Annotated in this window: 17 protein-coding genes and 1 pseudogene; 7 read left to right on the forward strand and 11 right to left on the reverse strand. The window is 68.4% G+C overall.

Going from position 1 to position 22,205, the window contains the following annotated elements:
* Window positions 1-294: pseudogene (locus AC07U4_RS00005) on the forward strand (protein CapI); the annotation flags it as partial.
* Here AC07U4_RS00005 and AC07U4_RS00010 read toward each other — a convergent pair.
* A complete protein-coding gene (locus AC07U4_RS00010; protein WP_495193969.1) occupies window positions 291-1,211 on the reverse strand; it encodes a LysR family transcriptional regulator in 921 nt (306 codons plus the stop codon). The pseudogene AC07U4_RS00005 and the gene AC07U4_RS00010 sit on opposite strands and share 4 nt — an antisense overlap.
* Before the next feature lie 102 nt (window positions 1,212-1,313).
* Between AC07U4_RS00010 and AC07U4_RS00015 the strand changes: the two genes are divergently transcribed.
* Both AC07U4_RS00015 and AC07U4_RS00020 read left to right on the forward strand, forming a co-directional pair.
* Window positions 1,314-2,012 (forward strand): pirin family protein, encoded by a 699-nt coding sequence (locus tag AC07U4_RS00015; RefSeq protein ID WP_495193970.1) that lies wholly within the window; start codon window positions 1,314-1,316, stop codon window positions 2,010-2,012.
* A gap of 55 nt (window positions 2,013-2,067) precedes the next feature.
* Window positions 2,068-2,658, forward strand: coding sequence for an NADPH-dependent FMN reductase (locus AC07U4_RS00020; RefSeq protein ID WP_038658312.1), 591 nt, complete (start codon window positions 2,068-2,070; stop codon window positions 2,656-2,658).
* Here AC07U4_RS00020 and AC07U4_RS00025 read toward each other — a convergent pair.
* The gene (locus AC07U4_RS00025; protein WP_495193971.1) at window positions 2,652-4,748 is read right to left on the reverse strand and encodes a malate synthase G; all 2,097 of its coding nucleotides are present in this window, start codon (window positions 4,746-4,748) and stop codon (window positions 2,652-2,654) included. The two genes, AC07U4_RS00020 and AC07U4_RS00025, sit on opposite strands and share 7 nt — an antisense overlap.
* 77 nt (window positions 4,749-4,825) lie before the next feature.
* Here AC07U4_RS00025 and AC07U4_RS00030 point away from each other — a divergent pair, with 77 nt between their 5' ends.
* A complete protein-coding gene (locus AC07U4_RS00030; protein ID WP_495193972.1) occupies window positions 4,826-5,731 on the forward strand; it encodes a LysR family transcriptional regulator in 906 nt (301 codons plus the stop codon).
* 70 nt (window positions 5,732-5,801) lie between these two features.
* Entirely contained in the window at window positions 5,802-6,020 is a 219-nt protein-coding gene (locus AC07U4_RS00035; RefSeq protein ID WP_038658321.1) for a hypothetical protein, read from the forward strand.
* 767 nt (window positions 6,021-6,787) lie between these two features.
* Here AC07U4_RS00035 and AC07U4_RS00040 read toward each other — a convergent pair.
* On the reverse strand, window positions 6,788-8,329 hold the full coding sequence (locus AC07U4_RS00040) for a DHA2 family efflux MFS transporter permease subunit (protein ID WP_495193973.1): 1,542 nt from the start codon (window positions 8,327-8,329) through the stop codon (window positions 6,788-6,790).
* Between the two features lie 294 nt (window positions 8,330-8,623).
* Window positions 8,624-9,988 (reverse strand): cryptochrome/photolyase family protein, encoded by a 1,365-nt coding sequence (locus tag AC07U4_RS00045; RefSeq protein ID WP_495193974.1) that lies wholly within the window; start codon window positions 9,986-9,988, stop codon window positions 8,624-8,626.
* Between the two features lie 229 nt (window positions 9,989-10,217).
* Between AC07U4_RS00045 and AC07U4_RS00050 the strand changes: the two genes are divergently transcribed.
* A complete protein-coding gene (locus AC07U4_RS00050) occupies window positions 10,218-10,631 on the forward strand; it encodes a hypothetical protein (RefSeq protein WP_495193975.1) in 414 nt (137 codons plus the stop codon).
* A 46-nt stretch (window positions 10,632-10,677) separates the two neighbouring features.
* Here AC07U4_RS00050 and paoC read toward each other — a convergent pair whose 3' ends face one another.
* The 7 genes from paoC to AC07U4_RS00085 all read right to left on the reverse strand — a co-directional run bounded on the left by paoC (window position 10,678) and on the right by AC07U4_RS00085 (window position 20,386).
* Window positions 10,678-12,897 carry an aldehyde oxidoreductase molybdenum-binding subunit PaoC gene (paoC, locus tag AC07U4_RS00055; protein WP_495193976.1) on the reverse strand — a complete coding sequence of 740 codons (2,220 nt, stop codon included), beginning with the start codon at window positions 12,895-12,897 and terminating at the stop codon, window positions 10,678-10,680.
* Window positions 12,894-13,850: an FAD binding domain-containing protein gene (locus tag AC07U4_RS00060; RefSeq protein ID WP_495193977.1), complete on the reverse strand. Its 957-nt coding sequence runs from the start codon at window positions 13,848-13,850 to the stop codon at window positions 12,894-12,896. The genes paoC and AC07U4_RS00060 overlap by 4 nt, the downstream gene beginning before the upstream one ends.
* Window positions 13,847-14,482 carry an aldehyde dehydrogenase iron-sulfur subunit PaoA gene (paoA, locus tag AC07U4_RS00065; RefSeq protein WP_495193978.1) on the reverse strand — a complete coding sequence of 212 codons (636 nt, stop codon included), beginning with the start codon at window positions 14,480-14,482 and terminating at the stop codon, window positions 13,847-13,849. The genes AC07U4_RS00060 and paoA overlap by 4 nt, the downstream gene beginning before the upstream one ends.
* Before the next feature lie 168 nt (window positions 14,483-14,650).
* The gene (locus AC07U4_RS00070; RefSeq protein WP_495193979.1) at window positions 14,651-15,958 is read right to left on the reverse strand and encodes an OmpP1/FadL family transporter; all 1,308 of its coding nucleotides are present in this window, start codon (window positions 15,956-15,958) and stop codon (window positions 14,651-14,653) included.
* 51 nt (window positions 15,959-16,009) lie between these two features.
* Window positions 16,010-16,420 (reverse strand): DUF2147 domain-containing protein, encoded by a 411-nt coding sequence (locus tag AC07U4_RS00075; RefSeq protein ID WP_038658341.1) that lies wholly within the window; start codon window positions 16,418-16,420, stop codon window positions 16,010-16,012.
* Window positions 16,421-16,931: 511 nt separating this feature from the next.
* Entirely contained in the window at window positions 16,932-19,250 is a 2,319-nt protein-coding gene (locus tag AC07U4_RS00080; protein ID WP_495193980.1) for a 3-hydroxyacyl-CoA dehydrogenase/enoyl-CoA hydratase family protein, read from the reverse strand.
* Window positions 19,250-20,386 carry a thiolase family protein gene (locus AC07U4_RS00085; RefSeq protein ID WP_495193981.1) on the reverse strand — a complete coding sequence of 379 codons (1,137 nt, stop codon included), beginning with the start codon at window positions 20,384-20,386 and terminating at the stop codon, window positions 19,250-19,252. The genes AC07U4_RS00080 and AC07U4_RS00085 overlap by 1 nt, the downstream gene beginning before the upstream one ends.
* Before the next feature lie 123 nt (window positions 20,387-20,509).
* Here AC07U4_RS00085 and AC07U4_RS00090 point away from each other — a divergent pair, with 123 nt between their 5' ends.
* A complete protein-coding gene (locus AC07U4_RS00090; protein ID WP_495193982.1) occupies window positions 20,510-22,204 on the forward strand; it encodes a long-chain-fatty-acid--CoA ligase in 1,695 nt (564 codons plus the stop codon).
* The last annotated feature ends 1 nt before the right edge of the window (window position 22,205 follow it).

Raw genomic sequence — 22,205 nt, forward strand, 5'->3', positions numbered from 1 at the left:
CAGCCGCCGCCCGACGACGGGCAGGAAAAGCCCGGCGGCAGCGTCGCGCCGCACCGCCTCTACAATATCGGCAACAATCGCTCGGAGCCGCTCGGCCGCGTGATCGGCTTGCTGGAGGCGGCGATCGGTCGCCCGGCGGTGCGCCGCGACCTGCCGATCCAGCCGGGCGACGTCGTGCGGACCTTCGCCGACATCACCGCCATCGCCGACGATCTAGGCTATCGGCCGACCACGACGATCGACGTCGGCGTGCCGCGCTTCGTCGACTGGTATCGCGCCTATCACCGGCTCTAGGACGCCACCGCCCAAGGCGCTTTCGCCAGCGCCCGGGCGAGATGATCGATCAGCACCGTGACGCGGCGCGGGCGCAGCGAGCTCGGCGGGGTGATGAGGTGGAGACCGAGCGGCGCGACGCTCCATTCGGGCATCGCCACCTCCAGCCGCCCCTCGCGAATCTCGCGCCAGACGAGGAATTCGGGCTGTAGCGCCAGGCCTTGCCCGGCGAGCAGCGCCGGGTTGAGCATGTCGGCATTGTCGGTCCAGACGCGAACCGGCGGCTCGACCGTCTCCTCGCCGAACTGCGGATGGCCGAAGCGCCAGACGCCGCGGCTCGACCCGCCGGTATAAGCGAGCGCGCAATGGTCCTTGAGCTGCGCGGGATGGCTCGGCCGCCCGTGTGCGTCGAGATAGGCGGGCGCAGCGACGAGCAGGATGCGCACCGTGCACAGCCGCCGCGCCAGCAGTGAGCTGTCCTCCAGTGCGGCGATGCGCAGTGCGAGGTCGAAGCCTTCCGCAACCAGATCGACGCGCCTGTCGCTCAGCGCGAAATCGAGGGTGATCTCGGGATAGGCGGCGAGGAAGTCGGGCAGCGTCGCACCGACATAAGCGGTACCGAACGACAGCGGCGCGCTGATCCGCACCAGTCCGCGCGCGACGTCGGATTGCTCCGCCGCCTCGTCCTCCAGCGCCTCGCCCTCCTGCAGAATGCGGCCGGCGCGGGTGAGCGCCGCGCGCCCCGCCTCGGTCAGCGACAGCCGCCGCGAGGTGCGCGACAGCAAGGCGACGCCGAGCCGCGCCTCCAGCCGCGCGATCGCCTTCGACACGGTCGGGTTGGCGAGGCCGAGCGCCTCCGCCGCGCCGGCGAAGGAGCCGCGCTCGGCGACCTTGGCGAAGATCGCCCAGGCTTCGAAATCGGGGAGGCGACGTGTCATTATCGGCAATGATGAGATGCCATCATTGCCGTTTCGTCAAGTCGCCCGCTCCCCCATCTTGGCCCCAACAGGAAGCGTCCCGGCTTCCACAGGAGACAGACCATGATCGACCGTCGCCCCTTCGCCAGCCTCGGTGGTGCCAACCACGGCTGGCTCGATGCCAAGCATCATTTCTCCTTCGCCAATTACTACGATCCCAAGCGGATGGGCTGGGGCCCGATCCGCGTCTGGAACGACGATACGATCGCTGCCGGCACCGGCTTTCCGCCGCATCCGCATGCCGACATGGAGATCATCACCTATGTCCGTGAGGGTGCGATCACGCATCAGGACAGTCTGGGCAACATCGGCCGTACCGAGGCGGGCGACGTGCAGGTGATGAGCGCCGGATCGGGCGTGCGCCATTCGGAATATAATCGCGAACCCGGCACGACGACGATCTTCCAGATCTGGATCGAGCCCAAGACGCGCGGCGCTGCGCCGTCATGGGGCGCCAAGCCCTTCCCCAAGGGCGAACGCGCCGGCACGTTCGTAACGCTCGCCAGCGGCTTCGGCGACGATGCCGACGCGCTGCTGATCCGCACCGACGCACGCATCGTCGGGGCGACGATCAAGGCGGGCGAAACGGCGGAATATGCCCTCGGCGCCGGCCACCATGCCTATCTGGTGCCGGCGACCGGCAAGGTCGAGATCAACGGCGTGGCGCTCGATGCGCGCGACGGCGCCGCGATCGTCGACGAGGCGGTGATCCGCATCACCGCGACCGAGGATGCCGAGATCGTCCTGGTCGACGCCGCCTGACCCCGACCGGGGAGCGCGCCTTGCGCTCCCCGGCACTTGCCGCGAAGGGGGTGCGATGAGCGATACCATCCTGATCTTCTACGGATCCTACCGGTCCGACCGGCAGGGCATCCGTCTGGCGCATTATCTGGTCGACGCATTCCGCGCCCGCGGGGCCAATGCTGAGCTGATCGACGCCAAGGCGCTCGACCTGCCGATGCTCGACCGCATGTACAAGGAATATCCCGCCGGCGAGGCACCGGCGGCGCTCGAGGCGCTGGCGGGCAAGATCAAGGCAGCGGACGCCTTCGTCTTCGTCGCCGGTGAGTATAATTGGAGCGTCCAGCCCGGTCTCAAGAACTTGACCGACCATTTCCTCGAGGAATGGTATTGGCGCCCCGCGGCGATCGCGAGCTATTCGGCCGGGCGCTTCGCCGGCGCGCGTGCCGGTCTGGCGTGGCACGGCATCCTGTCGGAGATGGGGATGGTCGTCGTGTCGAGCAGCCTCGCGGTCGGCGGCATCGGCCATGCGCTCACCGCCGAGGCCGAACCGGTCGGCGACGGCGGCGCGAGCCTCGACAAGGCGTTCCCGCCCTTCGCCGACGATCTCGCGTGGTGGACCGAGGCGGCGCGAGCGCAACGGGCGATCAAGACGCCGCCCTATTGAGCGTCCGCCGCCTTGCGCGCGGCGCGGAAGCGATGGAGCAGCGGCTCGGTATAGCCATTAGGCTGGTCCACCCCTTCGAACACGAGCGCGCGGGCGGCCTGCCAGGCGAGGCTGCTAGCCTCATTCCCGTGCATCGGCCGATAGAGCGGGTCGTCGGCATTCTGCACGTCGACCTTCGTCGCCATCCGCGCGAAGGCGGCATCGACGTCGGCGGGTGACGCCACGCCATGCAGCAGCCAATTGGCGATATGCTGCGACGAGATGCGCAGCGTCGCGCGATCCTCCATCAGGCCGATGTCGTGGATGTCGGGCACCTTGGAACAGCCGATCCCCTGATCCACCCAACGCACGACATAGCCGAGGATGCCCTGCGCATTGTTGTCGAGCTCGGCGCGCACTGCGTCCGCCTGCCAGTTGCGCCCGGCTTCGGCGACCGGGAGCGTGAGCAGGTCGGCGAGCGGCGCGGGGGTCTCGGCGCTGCGCGCGCGCTGGCGGGCGAAGACGTCGACGCGATGGTAATGCGTCGCGTGCAGCGTCGCAGCGGTGGGCGAGGGGACCCAGGCGGTGTTCGCACCGGTCTGCGGATGGCCGATCTTCTGGTCGAGCATATCGGCCATGCGATCGGGCGCCGCCCACATCCCCTTGCCGATCTGCGCCTTGCCCGACATGCCGCAGGCGAGCCCGATCTGCACGTTGCGGTTCTCATAGGCGGCGATCCATGTGCTCGTCTTCATCTCGGCCTTGGGGATCATCGCGCCGGCGTGCATCGACGTGTGCAGCTCGTCGCCGGTGCGGTCGAGGAAGCCGGTGTTGATGAAGACCAGCCGGTGGCGGACCGCGTGGATGCAGGCGGCGAGATTGGCGCTGGTGCGGCGCTCCTCGTCCATCAGGCCGAGCTTGATCGTATGACGGGGCAGCGCGAGCAGGTCCTCGACCGCGTCGAACAGGCGGTCGGCGAAAGCGGCCTCGGCGGGGCCGTGCATCTTGGGTTTGACGATATAGATCGAACCGGTGCGGCTGTTGCGACCGCGATCGTGGCGCGCGATCAGTGACGTGACGATGGCGTCGAGGATGCCCTCGAGCGCGTCGCTGCCGTCGGGCAGGCGGACCGCGGGCGTGGTCATCAGGTGGCCGACGTTGCGGACGAACAGCAGGCTGCGTCCGGGCAGCGTCAGCGTACCGCCGTCGGGGGCGGTGTAGATGCGGTTGGGGGCGAGCGTGCGGGTTTGTGTCGCGCCGCTTTTGGCGAAGTTGGCGGTGAGGTCGCCCTGCATCAGGCCGAGCCAATTGGCGTAGGCGGCGACCTTGTCCTCGGCGTCGACCGCGGCGATCGAGTCCTCGAGGTCGCAGATCGTGGTGAGCGCGCTTTCGAGGCGGATGTCGGCGATGCCGGCGGGGTCGGTGGCGCCGATCGGGTGGGCGCGGTCGATCACCAGCTCGATGTGCAGGCCGTGGTGGCGGAAGAGCAACGTGTCGCCGGCACGGCCGACGAGTTGGGCGGGGTCGGCGAGCACGGGATCACCGCCCGTCCAGTCGGCCCAGCGGCCGGTGGCGAGCGGCACGGCTTCGTCGAGGAAGGCCTTCGCCCAGGCGATCACCTGCGCCCCGCGTGCCGCGTCGTAGCCGCCGGTGGCGGGCGTGCCGGGGAGCGCATCGGTGCCGTAGAGCGCGTCGTAGAGGCTGCCCCAGCGCGCGTTGGCGGCGTTGAGGAGGAAGCGGGCGTTGAGGATCGGGACGACGAGCTGCGGCCCCGCCATCGTCGCGATCTCGGCGTCGACGCCCGCGGGGTCGATCGCGAAGGGGGCCGGCTCGGGAACGAGATAGCCGATGTCGGTCAGGAAGGCGTGATAGGCCGCCGGGTCGAAGGTGTGGGCGCGGTGCCAGCCGTCGATCGCCGCCTGGAGCCGGTCGCGCTCGGCGAGGAGGGCGCGGTTCTCGGGGGCGAAGCGGGCGAAGAGCGCGGCGACACCCGACCAGAAGGCGGCCGGGTCGAGGCCGGTGCCGGGGAGGGCCCGTTCCTCGATGAAGGTCGCCAGCGGGGGGGCGATGACGAGGCCGGCGCGGTCCATAACTTCTCTATCCTCTCGCATAGGCCGTGAGGCTAGACCCAAGGTCGGCCGTTCGCTAGCCATGAAGATGTTGAAGCAGTTTATCCTGTGGGGAACGAATGGCCTTCGATCCGGACTATGCGCTGTTCGTCGCGGTGGCGGCGGGCGGCAGCCTGTCGGCGGCGGCGCGCAGCCTGCACATCTCGCCGGCCATGGCCTCCAAGCGCTTGCAGCGGCTGGAGAACAGGCTGGGCGTCCGGCTCGTCCACCGGACCACGCGGCGGCTGGCGTTGACCGAGGCCGGGGCGCGGTTCCGCGACGATCTCGACGCGGTGCTCGCCGCGCTCGGCGAGGCGGAGGCGCGGGTGACCGGCGCCCGTGGCGAACCGGCGGGGCCGCTGCGCGTGTCGGCGCCGACGTCGTTCGGGCGGCTGCACGTCGCCCCGCATCTCGGCGCGTTTCTGGCCGCCTATCCCCGCATCGATCTCGCCTTAGACCTCAGCGACCATTTCGTTGATCTGCTCGGCGAGCGCGTCGATTGCGCGATCCGGATCGCGGGGGCGGTGCCGGGGACCGTCGTGGCGCACCGGCTCGGCGAGAGCCGGCGGGTGTTGTGCGCGGCGCCGGCCTATCTGGCCGAACACGGCGCGCCGGGGCGGATCGGCGATCTCGCCGGCCATCGCCTGCTCGCCGCCGACGGGCAGATGCCGTGGCGGCTGGTCGCCGCCGGCAAGACCGTCGCGATCGAACGCGCGAGCCATGTGCGGACCAATTCGAGCGAGATGATCCGCGAACTGGCGCTCGGTGGCGTCGGGATCGCATTGCGGTCTTTGTGGGATGTCGGCGACGCCTTGCGCGACGGGCGGCTGGTCCGCGTGCTCGACGCGTGGGAGGGATCGGCGGAGGTCGGCATCTATGCGGTGCACCTGCGCAGTCCGGCGGTACCGGCGGCGGTGAGCGCCTTCGTCGCCTTTCTGCGCGAGACGATCGATCCGCGGCGCTGGGAGGTGATGACGCCGGCATGACGCCGAATTCATGGAACATGACGGTTGCGTCACGGCTTTTCCCAGCAAGGTTTCGTTACAGGAGTTCGCCATGAAGAGTCTGATGTTCCTCGCCGCCGCCACCGCGCTCGTTGGCGCACAGCCGGCGCTCGCCAAAGGCTGTATCCGTGGCGCCGCCGCCGGCGGGGCCGCCGGCCATTTCGTCGGCAAGGGCCATGCGATGATGGGCGCGGCCGCCGGCTGCGTCGCGATGCACCACCATTATGCCAAGCAGGCGCGCGCGCAGAAGGCCGCGGCGAAGCAGCGCTGAGCTGGATCGGCTTCCAGACTTGGCGTAAGTTCCTCCCCCGCCAGGGGGAGGTGGCGCGGCGAAGCCGTGACGGAGGGGGAGGTAAGCTACCACGTCTGTTTCGTGTCCTCCCCCTCCGTCATGCCTTCGGCATGCCACCTCCCCCTGGCGGGGGAGGACTTGAGGAGTGTCAATCCTGCCTGAGCGTTTCACCCGGCGTATCGGGGTGAGGACGACCCGGGGCGGCGCAGGCCGTTCCGGGCCGTTTGTGTATTCGGGCTCGGGCGTCACCGTGCTTCGATACGGTCGGGACTGACGGTGGGGTCGTCGGCGTAAGAAGAAGGGTTGTTCGCGCAGAGGCGCGGAGGCGCAGAGGTGTTGCGCTCGCCGCGACAGCGGCGCTTTCCATCCGCCATGAGGGAAGGGACCGCGTTTGCCGCAAGCGGATCATCTCCGCGCCTCCGCGCCTCTGCGCGAACCACCCTTCCTCCCAAGGCATCCACCCGGCGCGGGGTTCCGCCTAGCTTTTCACCCGGCCGCTCAATTCGGTGCCGGCCTGCGGGTCGAACCTTGCATTGACGAAGATCACTGACGGTGGAGTGATCGGCGTAAGAAGAAGGGTGGTTCGCGCAGAGGCGCAGAGGTGTTGCGCTCGCCGCGTCAGCGGCCCTTTCCATCGGCCATGAGGGAAGGGACCGCGTTTGCCGCAAGCGGAACACCTCCGCGTCTCTGCGCCTCTGCGCGAACAGAACCTTCTCCAGAGGGCATCCACAGCGCGGAGCTTCCGCCTAGCTTTTCACCCGGCCGCTCAATTCGGCGCCGGCCTGCGGGTCGAACCGCGCATTGACGAAGATCGCGGTCAGCGAGATCGCCGTCACCGTCCAGAAGGCGAAGGTGAAGTCGGGGAAGGCCACCGCATCCGCCCCGCGCCACAGCATCGAGACGTGCAGCGCGGTCGCGCCGATGCAGATGCCGAGCGACAGCATCAGCTGCTGGAAGGTCGAATAGAAGCTCGTCGCCGCGCTCATCCGGTCCTTGGCGATCTCGTCATAGGCGATGGTGTTGTAGGCGGTGAACTGGAACGACATCAGGAAGCCCGAGAGCACCAGCACCGCGAACACTGCGGGCAGCGGCCAGGCGGGATCGAACAGCCCGCAGCAGGCATAAGCGGCGGTGCCGGCGACGCCCATCACGACGAGGCTGTTGCGGAAGCCGAAGCGTTTGAGGATGCGCCGCGCCACGCCCTTCATCCCGAACGAGCCGATCGCCGAGGCGACGGTCATCGCGCCGCTCTGCGCGGCGGTGAGGCCGAAGGCGAGCTGCATCATCAGCGGCAGCAGGAACGGCTGCGCGCCCTGCGTGATCCGCGCCAGCGAACCGCCGAGCACCGACAGGCGGAAGGTCGGGATGCGCATCAGCGACAGATCGAGGATCGGATGCTCCGTACGCCTAGCGTGGCGCCAATAGCCGAGACCGAAGACCGCGCCGGTGGCGATCAGCGTCGCCGCCAACCGGCCCTCGCCGGGGCGGCTCGCCATCTCGAACCCGAACAACAGGCAGCCGAGCGCCGCGCCCGACAGCAGGAAGCCGAGCGGATCGAATTTGTGCGGCGTGTCCTCGCGCACGTCGGCGATGAAGCGGCCGACGAGGACGATGCCGGCGATGCCGATCGGCAGGTTGAGCCAGAAGATCCAGCGCCAGTCGAGATAGGTGACGATCAAGCCGCCGACCGGCGGGCCGACGATCGGCCCGATCAGCGCCGGCATGATGAGCCACGACATCGCCGACACCATGTCGCGCTTGGCGACCGAGCGGAGCAGCACCAGCCGCCCGACCGGCATCATCATCGCGCCGCCGATCCCCTGCAGGAAGCGTGCGGCGACCATCATCTCGAGGCTGGGCGACAGGCCGCAGGCGAGGCTACCGACGACGAACAGGCCGATCGCGGCGCGGAACACGCGGCGCGCGCCGAACCGGTCCGCCATCGTCCCCGAGGCGGGGATGAACATCGCCAGCGCGAGCAGGTACGAGGTGAGCGCGATGCTCATCTCGGGCGCGCGCACGCCGAAGTCGCGCGCCATCGTCGGCAGCGCGGTGGCGAGCACGGTGGCGTCGAGATTCTCCATGAACATCGCCGTGGCGATGATCAGCGCGACGGTGCGATAGTTGCGCGTCGGTCGTTCGCCGCCGCTGTGGTCGGCGGTCTGCGCGATATCGTCGCCGGCGGGGACGATGCCGTCGCGCACCTCTGCATTGACCGAGGCGATCCCGCGCCGCCGCGGCCTGAGATAGAGGCGCGGATCAAAAGCGGCGGGAAGGTGCAGGTGCATGCGAAGGGTAAAGCTTTCTCGCTTGGTCGGCCTCTCCGGGAAGAGCGTGGCCGGGTCTCGCGGGCGGGGCCTTCGCTGTTTTCCATATAGGGACCGGTGGGTCGTATTGAAGTTTTCCAGCGCAGTTTTTGTCGTTTCCGGGGGTTGGGACCGGGTGCGCATCGCTGGTGGAGCAGCACTGTGCTGCTGCGAAAGCAGGAGCCTAGGGTCAAGCAGAGCGACGGGTGTCGGCGATCGGGACTCCTGGGCTCCTGCTTTCGCAGGAGCACTGGCATCGTTTCGTCGAGGTCTTGGTTAGCCAAGCGTCTTGGCCGCGGCAAGCGCGCGCTCGCGCCCTTCGCGGTGACCGATGATCTTGGCGGGATAGGCGTCGGGGCGGACGCCGTGTGCGTCGGGATCGTGGATCGTCTCGTCGGACAGGCTGGCCAGTTCCGGCACCCATTCGCGGATATAGTCGCCCGCCTCGAACTTCTCGGACTGGCCGAGCGGCGCCATGATCCGGCCGAACATGTTGGCGTCGACGCCGGTGCCGGCGATCCACTGCCAGTTGACGGAATTGTTGCCGTAGTCGGCGTCGATCAGGCAGTCCCAGAACCAGCGCTCGCCCTCGCGCCAGTCGATCAGCAGATGTTTGACGAGGAAGCTGGCGGTGATCATCCGCACGCGATTGTGCATCCAGCCCGACTGCCAGAGCTGGCGCATGCCGGCGTCGACGATCGGATAGCCGGTGCGGCCCTGTTGCCACGCCTTCAGATCGCGCTTCGCGACGGCATCGTCGCGCCACGGCAGCGCATCATATTTGTGGCGGCCGTTGACGCTGCCGTAATCGGGGAGCGCGAGCAGCACGCCTGCCGTGAAGTCACGCCACGCCAGTTCGCGCAGGAAGGCCGCCGCCTCGGCATCGTGGCCGAGCGCGTGATAGACGGTGTGCGGCGACACCTCGCCATGGTGGAGGTGCGGGGAAAGGCGCGACGTCCCCTCTTCGGACGGCAGATTGCGGCGGCGGTCGTAGGCGGCGACCTCGTCGGGGAAATCCTTTGCCTTGGCGAGCGCCTCCGCCTCGCCCGGCGTCCAGTCCTTGGCGAAGGCGGTCGACCAGTCGGGTTTGGTGGGCAGCAGGTCCCAGTCGGCAAGCGCGTCGCTCTCGGGCCAATGGTCGGGGGCCGGGATGGTCCGCGGGACGGGCAGCGGCTGCTCCGGCGGCAATTGCGCCTGCAACGCGCGCCAGAAGGAGGAGAAGACGCGGAACGGCGTGCCGGCGCCAGTGGTGACGTCCTCGACGCGCGACAGGCGGTTGCCGTCGTAGAGGTCGAGCACGTCGCCGAGCGCATCCTCCTGCTTGCGCCACCAGGGTTCGTAATGGCGGATCGCATGGATGCGGGTGGCGCCGGTGTCCGCGAGCAATTGCCTGAGGATCGCGACGGCGTCGCCGCGGCGCAGGATCAGGCGGCTGTGCTTGGCGGCGAGATCCTTGCCGAGCGCGTCGAGGCTGTGATGCAGCCACCAACGCTGCGCGCCGCCGATCCGCCATTGGCCGGGCGCGTCGTCGTCGAGGATGTAGACGGGGATCACCGGGCCGGCATGCGCGGCGGCGACGAGGGCGGGCTGGTCGTGGAGGCGCAGATCCTGGCGCAGCCACAGCAGGGTCGTTTCGGTCATCGCCGGGTGAAGCGTTCGGGTGCGGGCCGGGGTTCCCCTCCCGCGGATAGTAACCCCGCATGTATTCCCGCGTAGGCGGGAATCCAGGGTCACGCAGAGCAACAGCGGTGGTTATCGGGACCCTGGGCTCCCGCCTGCGCGGGAGCACTGGCTCTTGTCCGGCGGCATCCGATCCCGGACGTGCCGGATTTGGCGTGCTAGGACGGCGTATGACTGTCGGGACGAAACGATGAAGCGGATCATGATGGCGGCGACGATGCTCGGCGCCTGTTCGCCCTCCGCACCTGCGCCGAGCGCGCCGCGGCTGCCGGTGGCGATCCGCGGCGCGGAGCAGATGACGCTGGTGCGGGGCGCGGCGCTCGAACGGCTGGTGCGCGGCAGCGTGCAGACGCGGGACGGGGCGGTGCCGCCGGTCGAGCGCTTCGCCGCCGTCGGCGAGGACTATACGCTGCGCTACAACGACAAGCCCGATTCGGCGGGACGCTATCGGGTGACGCCGGACCGGGTGTGCCTGCGTTTCGCGGGGGATCGCAGCATCTATTGCCGCTTCTACCTCACCGATCGCGCGGGCAGGATCTGGATGGCGGAGGACGACCGCGACTATCCGCTGCACGTCGCCGCCGTGACGGTGGCGCGGGATTAGCAAGCACGCCGTGTCCCCTCTCCCCGCGGGGAGAGGGGATGATGGATCACGCCATCATCGACGGGCCGGCGATGACCTTGTCGAGCGTGACCGGATATTCGCGGATGCGCACGCCGCTGGCATTGTAGACCGCATTGGCGATCGCCGCGCCGACGCCGCACAGGCCGAGCTCGCCGACGCCCTTGGCCTTCATCGGCGACGACATCGGATCGACCTCGTCGAGGAAGATCACCTCCTGATGCGGGATGTCGGCGTGGACCGGCACCTCGTAGCTGGCGAGATCGTGGTTGACGAAGAAGCCGAAGCGCTTGTCGACCGCCAGTTCCTCCATCAGCGCGGCGCCGACGCCCATCGTCATCGCGCCGATCACCTGGCTGCGCGCCGATTTCGGGTTGAGGATGCGCCCTGCCGCGCAGACCGCGAGCATGCGCCGGATGCGGATCTCGCCGGTATAGGCGTCGACGCCGACCTCGACGAAATGGCCGGCGAAGGTCGATTGCTGTTCCTTCTTGGCGAGGTCGCCGAATTCGATGCTGTCCTCGGCGGACAGGCCGGCATCGCCCGCGGCCTGCGCCAGCGGCACGCTGCGGTTGCCCGAGCGGACCTTGCCGTCGGCGAATTCGACGTCGGCGGAGTTGAAGCCGAGCTTCTGCGCCACCGTCTCGCGCAGCTTCATGCAGGCGGCATAGACGCCCGCGGTCGAGCTGTTGGCGCCCCACTGGCCGCCCGAGCCGGCGGCGACGGGGAAGCTGCTGTCGCCGAGCAGCACGTTCACCTTGTCGAGGGTCACGCCCATCACCTCGGCGGCGGTCTGCGCGATGATCGTATAGCTGCCGGTGCCGATGTCGGTCATGTCGGTGGCGACGGTGACCATCCCCTTCTTGTCGATGCCGACGCGTGCGCCCGACTTCATCGTGATGTTGTTGCGGAAGCCCGAGGCGACGCCCATGCCGACCAGCCAGCGCCCGTCGCGGACCGAGCGCGGCTTGGCCTGACGCTGCGACCAGCCGAACTTGTCGGCGCCGAGACGCAAGCATTCGACGAGCTGACGCTGCGAGAATTTGCGGCCGGGCTTCTCGGGATCGAACTGCGTGTCGTTGACGATGCGGAACTGGACGGGGTCCATGTTCAGCTTCTCCGCCATCTCGTCCATCGCGACCTCGAGCGCCATCAGGCCGGGCGCCTCGCCGGGCGCGCGCATCGCATTGCCTTCGGGCAGGTCGAGCACCGCGAGCCGCATCGAGGTCAGGCGATTGGCGCCGGCGTAGAGCAATTTGGTCTGCGACACCGCGGTCTCGGGACCGCCGCCGGGCAGATCGCCCGACCCGCTCTCATGCGCGATCGCGGTGAGCTTGCCGTCTTTGCCGGCGCCGAGGCGGATGAGCTGGCGCGTCGCCGGGCGGTGCGTGGTGTTGTTGATCATCAGCGGGCGCTGCAGCGTCACCTTGACCGGGCGGCCGGCCTGTTTCGCGCCGAGCGCCGCCAGCACCGCATCGGCGCGGACGAACAGCTTTCCGCCGAACCCGCCGCCGATATAGGGCGAGATCAGGCGGACGTTGTCCTTGGGGATGCCGAGCGTCTTGGCGACGTCGCCCTTGCCCCAGGCGATCATCTGGTTCGACGTCCACAGCGTCAGCTTGTCGCCGTCCCAGCGTGCGATGCTGGCATGCGGCTCCATCATCGCGTGGCTCTGGTCGGGCGTCTCGTACACGGCATCGAGCTGCACCGGCGCGGCGGCGAAGGCCTTTTCGAAATTGCCGACGCGGTCGACCGGCGGGGCCGAGCTGCCCTCGCCGCTGCTGTCGCCCTTCAGCGGGGCGGTCTTGAGCGCGGTGTCGAGGTCGAAGCGACCCTTCTCGCGCGCGTAATCGACGCGGATCAGCGCCGCGGCGGACCGCGCCTGTTCGAACGTCTCGGCGACGACCAGCGCGATCGCCTGATGATAATGGTCGACCGCGGGGCCGCCGAGCAGCTTGGCGGTGTTCATGTCGCCCTTGCCGAGCGCGCCAGCGGTGTCGGCGGTGACGATCGTCAGCACGCCCGGTGCGGCCTTCGCCGCGGCGAGGTCCATGGACGCGATCCGTCCCTTGCCGATGCCGGCGCCGAGGACATAGCCATAGGCCGCGTCGGGGACGACATCGTGGCGCTCATAGGCGTAGGGCGCGGTGCCGGTGGTCTTGAACTTGCCGTCGATACGGTCGGTGGGCTTGCCGATGACCTTGAGCTGGTCGATCGGGTTCTGGCCCGCGGGCTGGTCGAATTTCATGCTGCGTCTTTCGCTTCGGCCAGCACTGCGGCGAGCGTGCGCTCGACGAGGGGCACCTTGAAGGCATTGTCGGCGGTCGGGCGGGCGCCGGCGAGCAGGCGACCGCTCACCGCCTTGGCACCCTGCGGCAAGGCGACTTCCGCCGCCTCGACGCGCCACGGCTTGGGGGCGATGCCGCCGATCGCGACATGGCCGCTGCCGTCGCGCTGGACGATCGCCGCCACCGAGACGAGCGCATAGGCGTAGGACGCCCGGTCGCGCACCTTGTGGTAGATGTGCGTGCCGCCGACCGGTTTGGGCAGCGTCACCGCGGTGATCAGCTCGCCCGGCTGCAGGTTGGTGTCGATATGCGGCGTATTGCCCCACAGGCGATGGAAGTCGGCGATCGGGATGCGCCGCGTCTGGCCGGACGGCTGGACCGTCTCCACCGTCGCATCGAGCACGCGCATCGCCACAGCCATGTCGCCGGGATAGGTGGCGATACAGGCATCGCTGGTGCCGATGATGCCGAGCTGACGGCTGTAGCCGCCGATCGCGGCGCAGCCGGTGCCGGGCTTGCGCTTGTTGCACGGCTGGTTGGTGTCGTAGAAATAGGGGCAGCGGGTGCGCTGGAGCAGATTGCCCGCGGTCGTCGCCTTGTTGCGCAACTGGCCGCTCGCCCCGGCGACGATCGCGCGGGTCAGCACGCCATAGTCGCGGCGGACGCGGGCGTCGGCGGCGAGATCGGTGTTGCGCACCAGCGCGCCGATGCGCAGGCCGCCGTCGGGCGTCGGCTCGATCTTGTCGAGCGCGAGGCGGTTGACGTCGACCAGATGCACCGGCTCCTCGATCTGGAGCTTCATCAGGTCGAGCAGATTGGTGCCACCGGCGATGAACTTGGCGCCGGGCTTGGCCGCGACCGCCGCGGCGGCCGCTGCGGGCGTCTCGGCCCGCTCATAGGTGAAGGCCTTCATGCTTTTGCCCCCGCGACGTCGGACATCGCTTCGATGATGTTGGAATAGGCGCCGCAGCGGCAGATGTTGCCGCTCATCCGCTCGCGCATCTCCGCCGCCGAGGCGATCGGCTGGCCGACGATATCGGCCTGGACGTGGCTGGGGACGCCGCGCTTGATCTCGTCGAGCACCGCGACCGCCGAGCAAATCTGGCCGGGCGTGCAATAGCCGCACTGATAGCCGTCATGCTTGATGAAGGCGGCCTGCATCGGATGCAGGTCGTCGGGCTTGCCGAGCCCCTCGATCGTGGTGATCTCGTCGCCGTCGTGCATCACCGCGAGGGTCAGGCACGAGTTGATCCGGCGGCCGTCGACCAGCACGGTGCAGGCGCCGCACTGGCCGTGATCGCAGCCCTTCTTGGTGCCGGTCAGCTTCCAATGCTCGCGCAGCGCGTCGAGCAGGGTGGTGCGGGTGTCGAGATCGAGCTTGCTGGTGCGGCCGTTGACCTTGAGCGTCACCGGCACCGTCGGCACCGGCGCGCGATCCTGCATCTGCGGCGTCGCCGCTTCGGCCGGCAGCGCGGTCGCGGCAACACCGACGGTCCCGACCGCGATTACCCCGCGGCGGGACATCTGAAATTCATTCTGGCGCATAGGGGCCCCCGTGATGCTGTCGAGCGCCGGGACCTCTATGATCCCGATCGTCCGTCGGCTCCGGTGGGGCTTATCCTGCCTTATCCAACCAAAGCAAACGCTTGGGGAGAGTACGCGGCAGGATAGGTCCGGGTTCCACCTAACGCAGGCGAAACCCGGACTTTCGCATCAGAAACCGATGTGCGCGCCGGCCGAGAGGACGACGGCATGCGCGTCCTGCAACGTGCCGTTGGTGCGCACAGTCGTCTCCGCCAGCGTGCCGGTATAGGCCTGCGTCGGTCGGTCGATCGTGGCGTTCTTGAAATCGACGTAGTTGGCGGCGAGATCGATGCCGAACTTGGGCGTGAGCTGGAAGGTGCCGCCCGCGCCATAGTTCCAGCGGTTGGCGTCCGGCACGCGCGCATCGCGCAGCCCGTTCTGCGTCGGCGTGGTCGCATGCTGCACACCCGCGCGGAGCGTCAGCCGCGGCGAAACCGCATAGTCGAGACCGCCGGCGAGGCTGTAGCTGTCACGGTAATTCTCGGGCAGCGCGGTGTTGAGCGGCGCGCCGAGGCGGATCGCGTCGAACTTGCTCCAATTGTAGCGGACTGCCTGGCCGTTCAGCGTCAGCTGCGGCGTGGCGCGGATGCGCGCGCCGACGATGACCTGCGCCGGCGTGTAGAAGCTCGCCTCGACATCGTTGACGGTGCGGTTCTGCGTGGCGAGCGGGCCGACGAGGCCTTCGACCAGCAAATCGCCCTTCAGCGTATGCTCGATGCGCGACTTGTAGCTGACGCCGACGGTCGCCCAATCGTTGTGCATCTGCATGCCGGCGGTCCAGCCGAGATCCCAGCCGTCACCTTCCAGCTTCTGGCGGCCGTCGGCGGCGGTGGTGAGGTTGGGCAGGTTGTTGCCGAGGCTGGCATAGACGTGCTCGACGTTGGCGGCACCGCCGACGCGCAGCCAGTCGGTCAGCGCGATGGCGATCGACGGCTGGATGTCGATCGTCTGCAGCTTGGTGCGGGTCGCACTGTACCGGGTCCAGCTCGTCGAATCGTAATCGGTGGTGAAGCTGTACGGCGAGGTCACCGCAAGGCCGATCGCGACCGGGCCGAACGGCATGGCGATCGCGCCCGACGGCAGCAGACCATTGTCGATCGGATTGCGGGCGACGCTGTTGGCGCCGGCCGTGCCGTTGACCGGGACGAATGCGCCGGCCGGCGTCCGCCGTATCGTGGTGCCGTTATCGACGACCTTGCCGCGCGGCAGGATGCCCGAGGCGTTGATCGCGGCTTCGCCATTCTCCATGCCGGCGATCGACGCCGGGTTCCACCACAGCGACTGCGGGCCGGTGTCGGCGACTTCGCCCGAAAAGGCACGGCCGGCGCCGCGCGCCGACTGTTCCTGCAGGTAGAAGGCCTGCGCGTGCGCAACGGTGGCGAAGCCGAACGAGCCGAGCACGGCGGTGGCGAGCAGGGAGGTCTTACGAAGGGTCATGGGGGTCTTCCTTAAGCGAACTGGGGGCAAACACGTCGGACGGACACGCTTTTAGCGGATGCGGGTCCAGGTCTGCGTCTTGCACAAGGGGACGAACACGCAGCCGCGGACCTTGAGCGTGTTGGCGTCGACCGGCGTCACCTTCGCCTTGTAGGTCTTGCCGTCGTCGGGATTGTAGATCTGGCCACCGGACCAGCCGTCGCGGTCGGCGGTGAAGCCGCTGATCAGCAGCAGGCCCTTGAGCGGACGGCTGCGCTGCGCGACGTTCTGGTTGTTGGCGTCCTTGAGGTCGGGCTGCTGGCGAAGCAGTTCGGAGGTCAGCAGACGGCCGCAGATCGACGCGCCGCAGCGCTGGATCTCGACGATGCCGTTCTTCGTCTCGGTCTTCCAGCGGCCGATCGCCGTATCGGCGGCGGGGGCAGGGGCCGCTGCGAGCAGGGCGCCGAGCAAAAGCAGGGACATGATGATTCTCCTCTCCGGGATGCACGCTAACAGCCGCATGCATCGAATAAGCCTTCCAAAAGCTTTCGCGCCGTATCCGTACGGTCGCGGTGTGTCGCCATCATTGCCGGTCGACGATGAACGATGACCTAATGGCTAACAGGATGCCGTATACGGCAACCTGCGGCCCGCCTAAACCGCTGGCGTCGGGTGTCAAGCGGGGTTGCGTGGTGGTGGCAGGTTTTGAGCGACGTGCGGCGTGGGGGCCACGGACCCGATCGCTTGCTTGCGAGCATTGCCGCTGTCGGAGGCTGACGAGATGATGCTCGATCGGCATCCTCATCAGGTTCGTCACCCCGGACTCGTTCCGGGGTCCACCGGGCAACGGGCGAACGGTGCTTATTCTAGCCGTTCTCCTCGCCGCGGAGTGGACCCCGGAACAAGTCCGGGGTGACGGGATGAATCCGGGTAGCCCGAACCTAGTCGAACACCTTCGTGTGACTGTCCCGAGCAACCGGTAACGGGATCGGGATCAGTTCCGCAGTGGCTTACCCGTCGTCAGCATCTGCTGAACGCGTGCCTGCGTCCGCGGGTCCTTCACCGCGGCCATGAAGCCTTCGCGTTCCAGCGTGAGGAGGTCGTCTTCCTGCACGATGTCGACCAGATCGGCGTCGCCGCCGGTCAGCACCGTCGCCAGCCGCGCCGAGACGATCTCGTCATATTCGGTCGCCATCCCCTTCTTGCGGAAGCCGTCGACGACGCCCGCAATGCCGACGCGGCCGCTCTCGCCGGGCAGGCGGAAGGTCGGCTTCTCCGGCGACGCATAGCCATCGACCAGCGACAGCGCCTTGGCCTTGGCGTCGGCGAGCAACCGGTCGCGGTTCATCGTGATGCCGTCGCCCGGCCGCAGGAACAGCATCTCCTTGGCGAGCGCCGCCGACTTGGAGACCTGCGCGGTCGAGATCGTCTCGAACGCCTTGGCGACCGCGGGCATCGGCCCGCGCGGCATCATCGGCGCCTTCGCCATACGGTCGAGCATCTCGCCGTTGCCGCCCCAGCCGGGCAGCAGGCCGACGCCGCATTCGACGAGGCCGACATAGGTCTCGGCATGCGCCTGCACCGCGTCCGAATGGAGCAGCACCTCGCAGCCGCCGCCCAGCGCCATGCCGGCGGGTGCCGACACGACGGGGAAGGGGGCGTATTTGAGTGCCTTGAGCGCCTGCTGGCCGCCGGCGATCAGCTTCTCGATCTCGCCCCACATGCCGGCGGCGACGGCGAACATCGCCATGCCGAGATTGGCGCCGGCCGAGAAGTTCGAGCCCTCGTTGTAGATCACCAGCGCCTTGAACCGCGCCTCGACGATCGGGATCGCCTGCTGGATCAACGCCATGATCTCGCCGTCGAGCGCGTTCATCTTGGTGGTGAACTCGAGCGCGGCGACGCCGTCGCCGATATCCCAGAGCGCCGCGGAGGCGTTCCTGACGATCGGCTCGGCACCGAGCTTGATGTCCTCGAGCAGCACGACGCCCTCGCCGCGCACGACGTCCTGATACTCGCCGGCGAGGGTGAGGAACTGGCGCTTGCCGTCGACGACGCGGTAGAAGGGACGGTCGCCTGCGGTGTCGAGGATCGCGGGGACGCTGCGGCCCTCGTCGCGCAGCCGCGCGGCGAAGGTAGCGGCACCGATCTTGTCGATCAGCTCGAACGGCCCGAACTTCCAATTGTAGCCGAGCTTCATCGCGTCATCGATGCCGACGATGTCGTCGGCGGCCTCGCCGACCAGCATCGCCGCATAGGACAGCGTCTTGCCGAGGATCTCCCAGGCGTAATCGCCGACCTTGCCGGGTACGGCGATCAGCGCGGCGAGGTCCTTCTCGGCCTTGGGCGGCAGCGCGGCGGGCTTCACCCCCTCGCGATAGTCGCCGGTGGCGAGATCGAGCGCGAGCTTGGTCCTGGTCGCCTTGTCGAAGCGGTAGAAGCCGCCCTTGCCCTTGCGGCCGGTGAAGCCGTCGGCGATCATCTTGTCGACGAGGGGCATCGGCCGCACCGTGTCGAAATAGGGATCGCCCTGCGGCAGCGTCGAGGACAGGCTCTTGGACAGCAGCGGCATCAGGTCGACGCCGACGAGATCGACGAGGCCGAAGATGCCGGTCTTGGGCACGCCCATCGGCCGGCCGCCGATCTGGTCGGCCTCCTCGACGGTGAGGCCCTGGTCCATCGCGGCGTTGATCGCGACCGCAAGCCAATAGGTGCCGATGCGGTTGGCGATGAAGCCCGGCGTATCCTTGGCGCGGACGATGCGCTTGCCCATGAACCGGTCGACGAACGCCTCGACCTTCTCCGCCACGGCGACGTCGGTCTGTTCGCCGCGGACGATCTCGATCAGCCGCATGTAGCGCGGCGGATTGAAGAAGTGGGTGATGAGGAAGTCGGCCTTGAACTGGTCCGAGCGACCCTCGACCAGATGGCCGAGCGGGATAGTCGAGGTGTTCGACGACACCGCGGTGCCGGGACGCTTCAATGCCTCGAGCCTGGCGTAGAGCGACTGCTTGATGTCGAGCCGCTCGACGATCGCCTCGACGATCCAGTCGCATTCCGCGACGCGATCCAGATGATCGTCGATATTGCCCGTCTCGACCAGCTTCGCCGCACCGGTCGACATGAACGGCGCGGGATCGGTCTTGAGCATCCTGGCGACCGCGCCCTTGGCGACCGCGTCGCGATCGTCACCTTCGCGCGCGGGGATGTCGAGCAGCAGCACCGGGATACCGGCATTGGCGACCTGCGCCGCGATGCCGGCGCCCATCACGCCGGCGCCGATCACGCACACCTTGCGAATAGCCTCGGCCATCATGCGCGCTCCAGCACCGTGGCGATGCCCTGACCGCCGCCGATACACTGGGTCGCCAGCGCATAGCGCCCACCCTCGCGCTCGAGCAGCGCCGCCGCCTTGCCGACGATGCGCGCACCGGTCGCGCCGAGCGGATGGCCGATCGCGATCGCGCCGCCGTCCTTGTTGATCGTCTCGTCCTTGAGGCCGAGGTCGCGGATGCAGGCGATCGCCTGGCTGGCGAAGGCCTCGTTGATCTCGACCACGTCGAGGTCGGCGACCGATACGCCGGCGCGGGCGAGCGCCTTTTGCGAGGCGCTGATCGGGCCGAGGCCCATCGTCTCGGGCTCGATCCCCGACACGCCGACCGCCTTGATCCGGGCGAGGATTTTCAGGCCGTGCTTTTTCGCGAATTCCTCCGAGGTGACGAGCACCGCCGACGCGCCGTCGGTCAGCGGCGACGAGGTGCCGGCGGTCACCGATCCGTCCTGGCTGAACGCGGGCTTGAGGTTGCCGAGCGCCTCGACGGTGGTGTCGGGGCGGATCGTGCCGTCCTCGCTGACCGTGCCGGCCTTGGTGGTGATCGGCACGATCTCGTCGGCGAGGCGGCCGTCGGCGCGCGCCGCGGCGGCCTTCTGCTGGCTCTTCACCGCGAACGCATCCTGCTCGCCGCGGGTGATCTGATATTTGGTCGCGACGTTCTCGGCGGTGTCGCCCATTCCCATGTAAGCGCCGGGGTTCGCCTTCGCGAGCACCGGGTTGGGGAGGGGGTTGTAGCCGCCCATCGGAATGCGGCTCATCGATTCGAGGCCGGCGCAGATGAACGCCTCGCCCGCACCGATCTGGATCTGGCCCATCGCGATGTGGATCGCGCTCATCGACGACCCGCAAAAACGGTTGACCGTCATGCCGCCGACCGACAGCGGCAAGTCGGCGAGCAGGCCGATCAGCCGCGCGACGTTGAGGCCCTGTTCGCCCTCCGGGAAGGCGCAGCCGAGGATGATGTCCTCGATCTCCGAGGCGTCGACGCCGGTCTTCTCGATGAGCCCGCGGATCGTCTGCGCGGCGAGGTCGTCGGGGCGGACGCGGGCGAGCGCGCCCTTGCCGGCGAGGTGGAAGGGCGAGCGTGCATAACCGGCGATGACGACGTTGGTCATGAAATCCTCTCTTTTGCGGGCAACCGAGGCTTGCGGGATGCCGTATAGGTGCGATACCTTCCCATTACGTCAAGTGGCACGAGCGGACAATATGCTCGATGGTGAAGATGAGAGGATGGACGGATGAGCGACGACGCGAGCCGAGACACGAGCACGACCCTTGCCGCGCCGCTGGCGGTCCGGAACGGCGTGCCGCTGGTCGCGCAGCCGCGGCTGCTCGGTGATCTGCTCGCCCGGTCGGCGACGCGCTTTCCCGATCGGCCGGCGGTCGATTTCATGGGGCGGATCACGACCTGGGGCGCGCTCGCCGCCGATGTCGATCGTGCCGCTGCGGCGTTGCAGGCGCTCGGCGTCGTCAAGGGCACGCGCGTCGCCCTGTGCCTGCCCAATACGCCTTATTATCCGGTGCTGTTCTACGCGACGCTGAAAGCGGGCGGCATCGTCGTCAACGTCAATCCGCTCTACGTCGAGCGTGAGCTGACCCATTTGATCGAGGATTCGGGCGCCGAGATCATCGCCACCTGCGACATCGCCGACATCCAGGCGCGCGTGCTCAAGGTCGCGGGGGAGACGGGCATCCGCCACGTCATCAGCTGCCCAATCGCCGACGTTTTGCCGGGGCTCAAGAAGCTCGGCTACAAATTGGTCAAGCGCAAGGAGATCGGCCGCGCGCCGGCGAGCGCCCGCCACCTCTATTACGCTGCCTTCATGGCGAAGGGCGGCACGCCCAGGCCCGTCGCGGTCGACCCGCACGAGGTCGCGGTGCTGCAATATACCGGCGGCACCACCGGCGTGCCCAAGGCGGCGATGCTGAGCCACGCCAATATCGTCGCCAATACCGATGCGATGCTGGTCCATTGCGGCGGCGAGGTGCCCGATCAGGATCGCGTGCTCGGCGTGCTGCCGCTGTTCCACGTCTTCGCGCTGACCAACGTGCTGACCTTCTCGACGCTCGTCGCCGCCGAGATGATCCTGCTGCCGCGCTTCGAATTGAAGCAGTTGCTGGCGACGCTCAAGCGCACCCGCCCGACCTATTTTCCGGCGGTGCCGACGATCTACAACGCGCTCGCCAATCTGCCGGCCGGGCAGCGTCCCGATCTGTCCGCGATCAAGGTCTGCATCTCGGGCGGCGCGCCGCTGCCGGTCGAGGTGCGCCACGCCTTCGAGGCCAATACCGGCGCCAAGCTGGTCGAGGGCTATGGCCTTTCCGAAGCCTCGCCGATCATCACCTGCAACCCGTTCGAGGGGGTGAACAAGGAAGGCTCGGCCGGCCTGCCGTTCCCCGGCACGACGATCGAGATTCGCGACCGCGAAGATCCGACGCGGATCGTGCCCGCCGGCGAGAAGGGCGAGATCTGCGCCCGCGGCCCGCAGATCATGGCGGGCTATTGGCACAAGCCGGCGGAGACCGCGGCGGCGTTCGCCGACGGCGCGTTGCGCACCGGCGACGTCGGCTATCTCGATGCCGACGGCTATCTGTTCATCGTCGACCGGATCAAGGACATGATCCTGTGCGGCGGCTACAACGTCTATCCGCGCGTCATCGAGGAGGCGCTGTACGAGCATCCCGCGGTGATCGAGGCGGTGGTGATCGGCGTCGCCGACGCGCATCGCGGCCAGGCGCCCAAGGCGTTCGTCGTGCTCAACCCGCCGGGCGCCGCGACGCCGACCGAATTGCGCGATTTCCTGCGCGACAAGATCAGCAAGATCGAGCTTCCCCGCGAGGTCGAAATCCGCGACACTCTACCCAAGACCTTGATCGGCAAGCTTTCCAAGAAGGAGCTTGTCGAGGAGGAACTCGCCAAGGCGGCGCGATAAG

It is taken from the genome of Sphingomonas sp. GW821-FHT02B09 (assembly GCF_059421875.1).

Bases quoted from the DNA above. Each gene is read 5' to 3' on its own strand.
- AC07U4_RS00040 (WP_495193973.1), bottom strand. From the start codon at position 8,329: ATGCACCTGCACCTTCCCGCCGCTTTTGATCCGCGCCTCTATCTCAGG.
- AC07U4_RS00070 (WP_495193979.1), bottom strand. From the start codon at position 15,958: ATGACCCTTCGTAAGACCTCCCTGCTCGCCACCGCCGTGCTCGGCTCG.
- AC07U4_RS00015 (WP_495193970.1), top strand. From the start codon at position 1,314: ATGATCGACCGTCGCCCCTTCGCCAGCCTCGGTGGTGCCAACCACGGC.
- AC07U4_RS00090 (WP_495193982.1), top strand. From the start codon at position 20,510: ATGAGCGACGACGCGAGCCGAGACACGAGCACGACCCTTGCCGCGCCG.
- AC07U4_RS00085 (WP_495193981.1), bottom strand. From the start codon at position 20,386: ATGACCAACGTCGTCATCGCCGGTTATGCACGCTCGCCCTTCCACCTC.
- AC07U4_RS00080 (WP_495193980.1), bottom strand. From the start codon at position 19,250: ATGGCCGAGGCTATTCGCAAGGTGTGCGTGATCGGCGCCGGCGTGATG.
- paoA (WP_495193978.1), bottom strand. From the start codon at position 14,482: ATGCGCCAGAATGAATTTCAGATGTCCCGCCGCGGGGTAATCGCGGTC.
- AC07U4_RS00050 (WP_495193975.1), top strand. From the start codon at position 10,218: ATGAAGCGGATCATGATGGCGGCGACGATGCTCGGCGCCTGTTCGCCC.
- AC07U4_RS00020 (WP_038658312.1), top strand. From the start codon at position 2,068: ATGAGCGATACCATCCTGATCTTCTACGGATCCTACCGGTCCGACCGG.
- AC07U4_RS00025 (WP_495193971.1), bottom strand. From the start codon at position 4,748: ATGCGAGAGGATAGAGAAGTTATGGACCGCGCCGGCCTCGTCATCGCC.
- AC07U4_RS00035 (WP_038658321.1), top strand. From the start codon at position 5,802: ATGAAGAGTCTGATGTTCCTCGCCGCCGCCACCGCGCTCGTTGGCGCA.
- AC07U4_RS00045 (WP_495193974.1), bottom strand. From the start codon at position 9,988: ATGACCGAAACGACCCTGCTGTGGCTGCGCCAGGATCTGCGCCTCCAC.
- paoC (WP_495193976.1), bottom strand. From the start codon at position 12,897: ATGAAATTCGACCAGCCCGCGGGCCAGAACCCGATCGACCAGCTCAAG.
- AC07U4_RS00030 (WP_495193972.1), top strand. From the start codon at position 4,826: ATGGCCTTCGATCCGGACTATGCGCTGTTCGTCGCGGTGGCGGCGGGC.
- AC07U4_RS00060 (WP_495193977.1), bottom strand. From the start codon at position 13,850: ATGAAGGCCTTCACCTATGAGCGGGCCGAGACGCCCGCAGCGGCCGCC.
- AC07U4_RS00075 (WP_038658341.1), bottom strand. From the start codon at position 16,420: ATGTCCCTGCTTTTGCTCGGCGCCCTGCTCGCAGCGGCCCCTGCCCCC.
- AC07U4_RS00010 (WP_495193969.1), bottom strand. From the start codon at position 1,211: ATGACACGTCGCCTCCCCGATTTCGAAGCCTGGGCGATCTTCGCCAAG.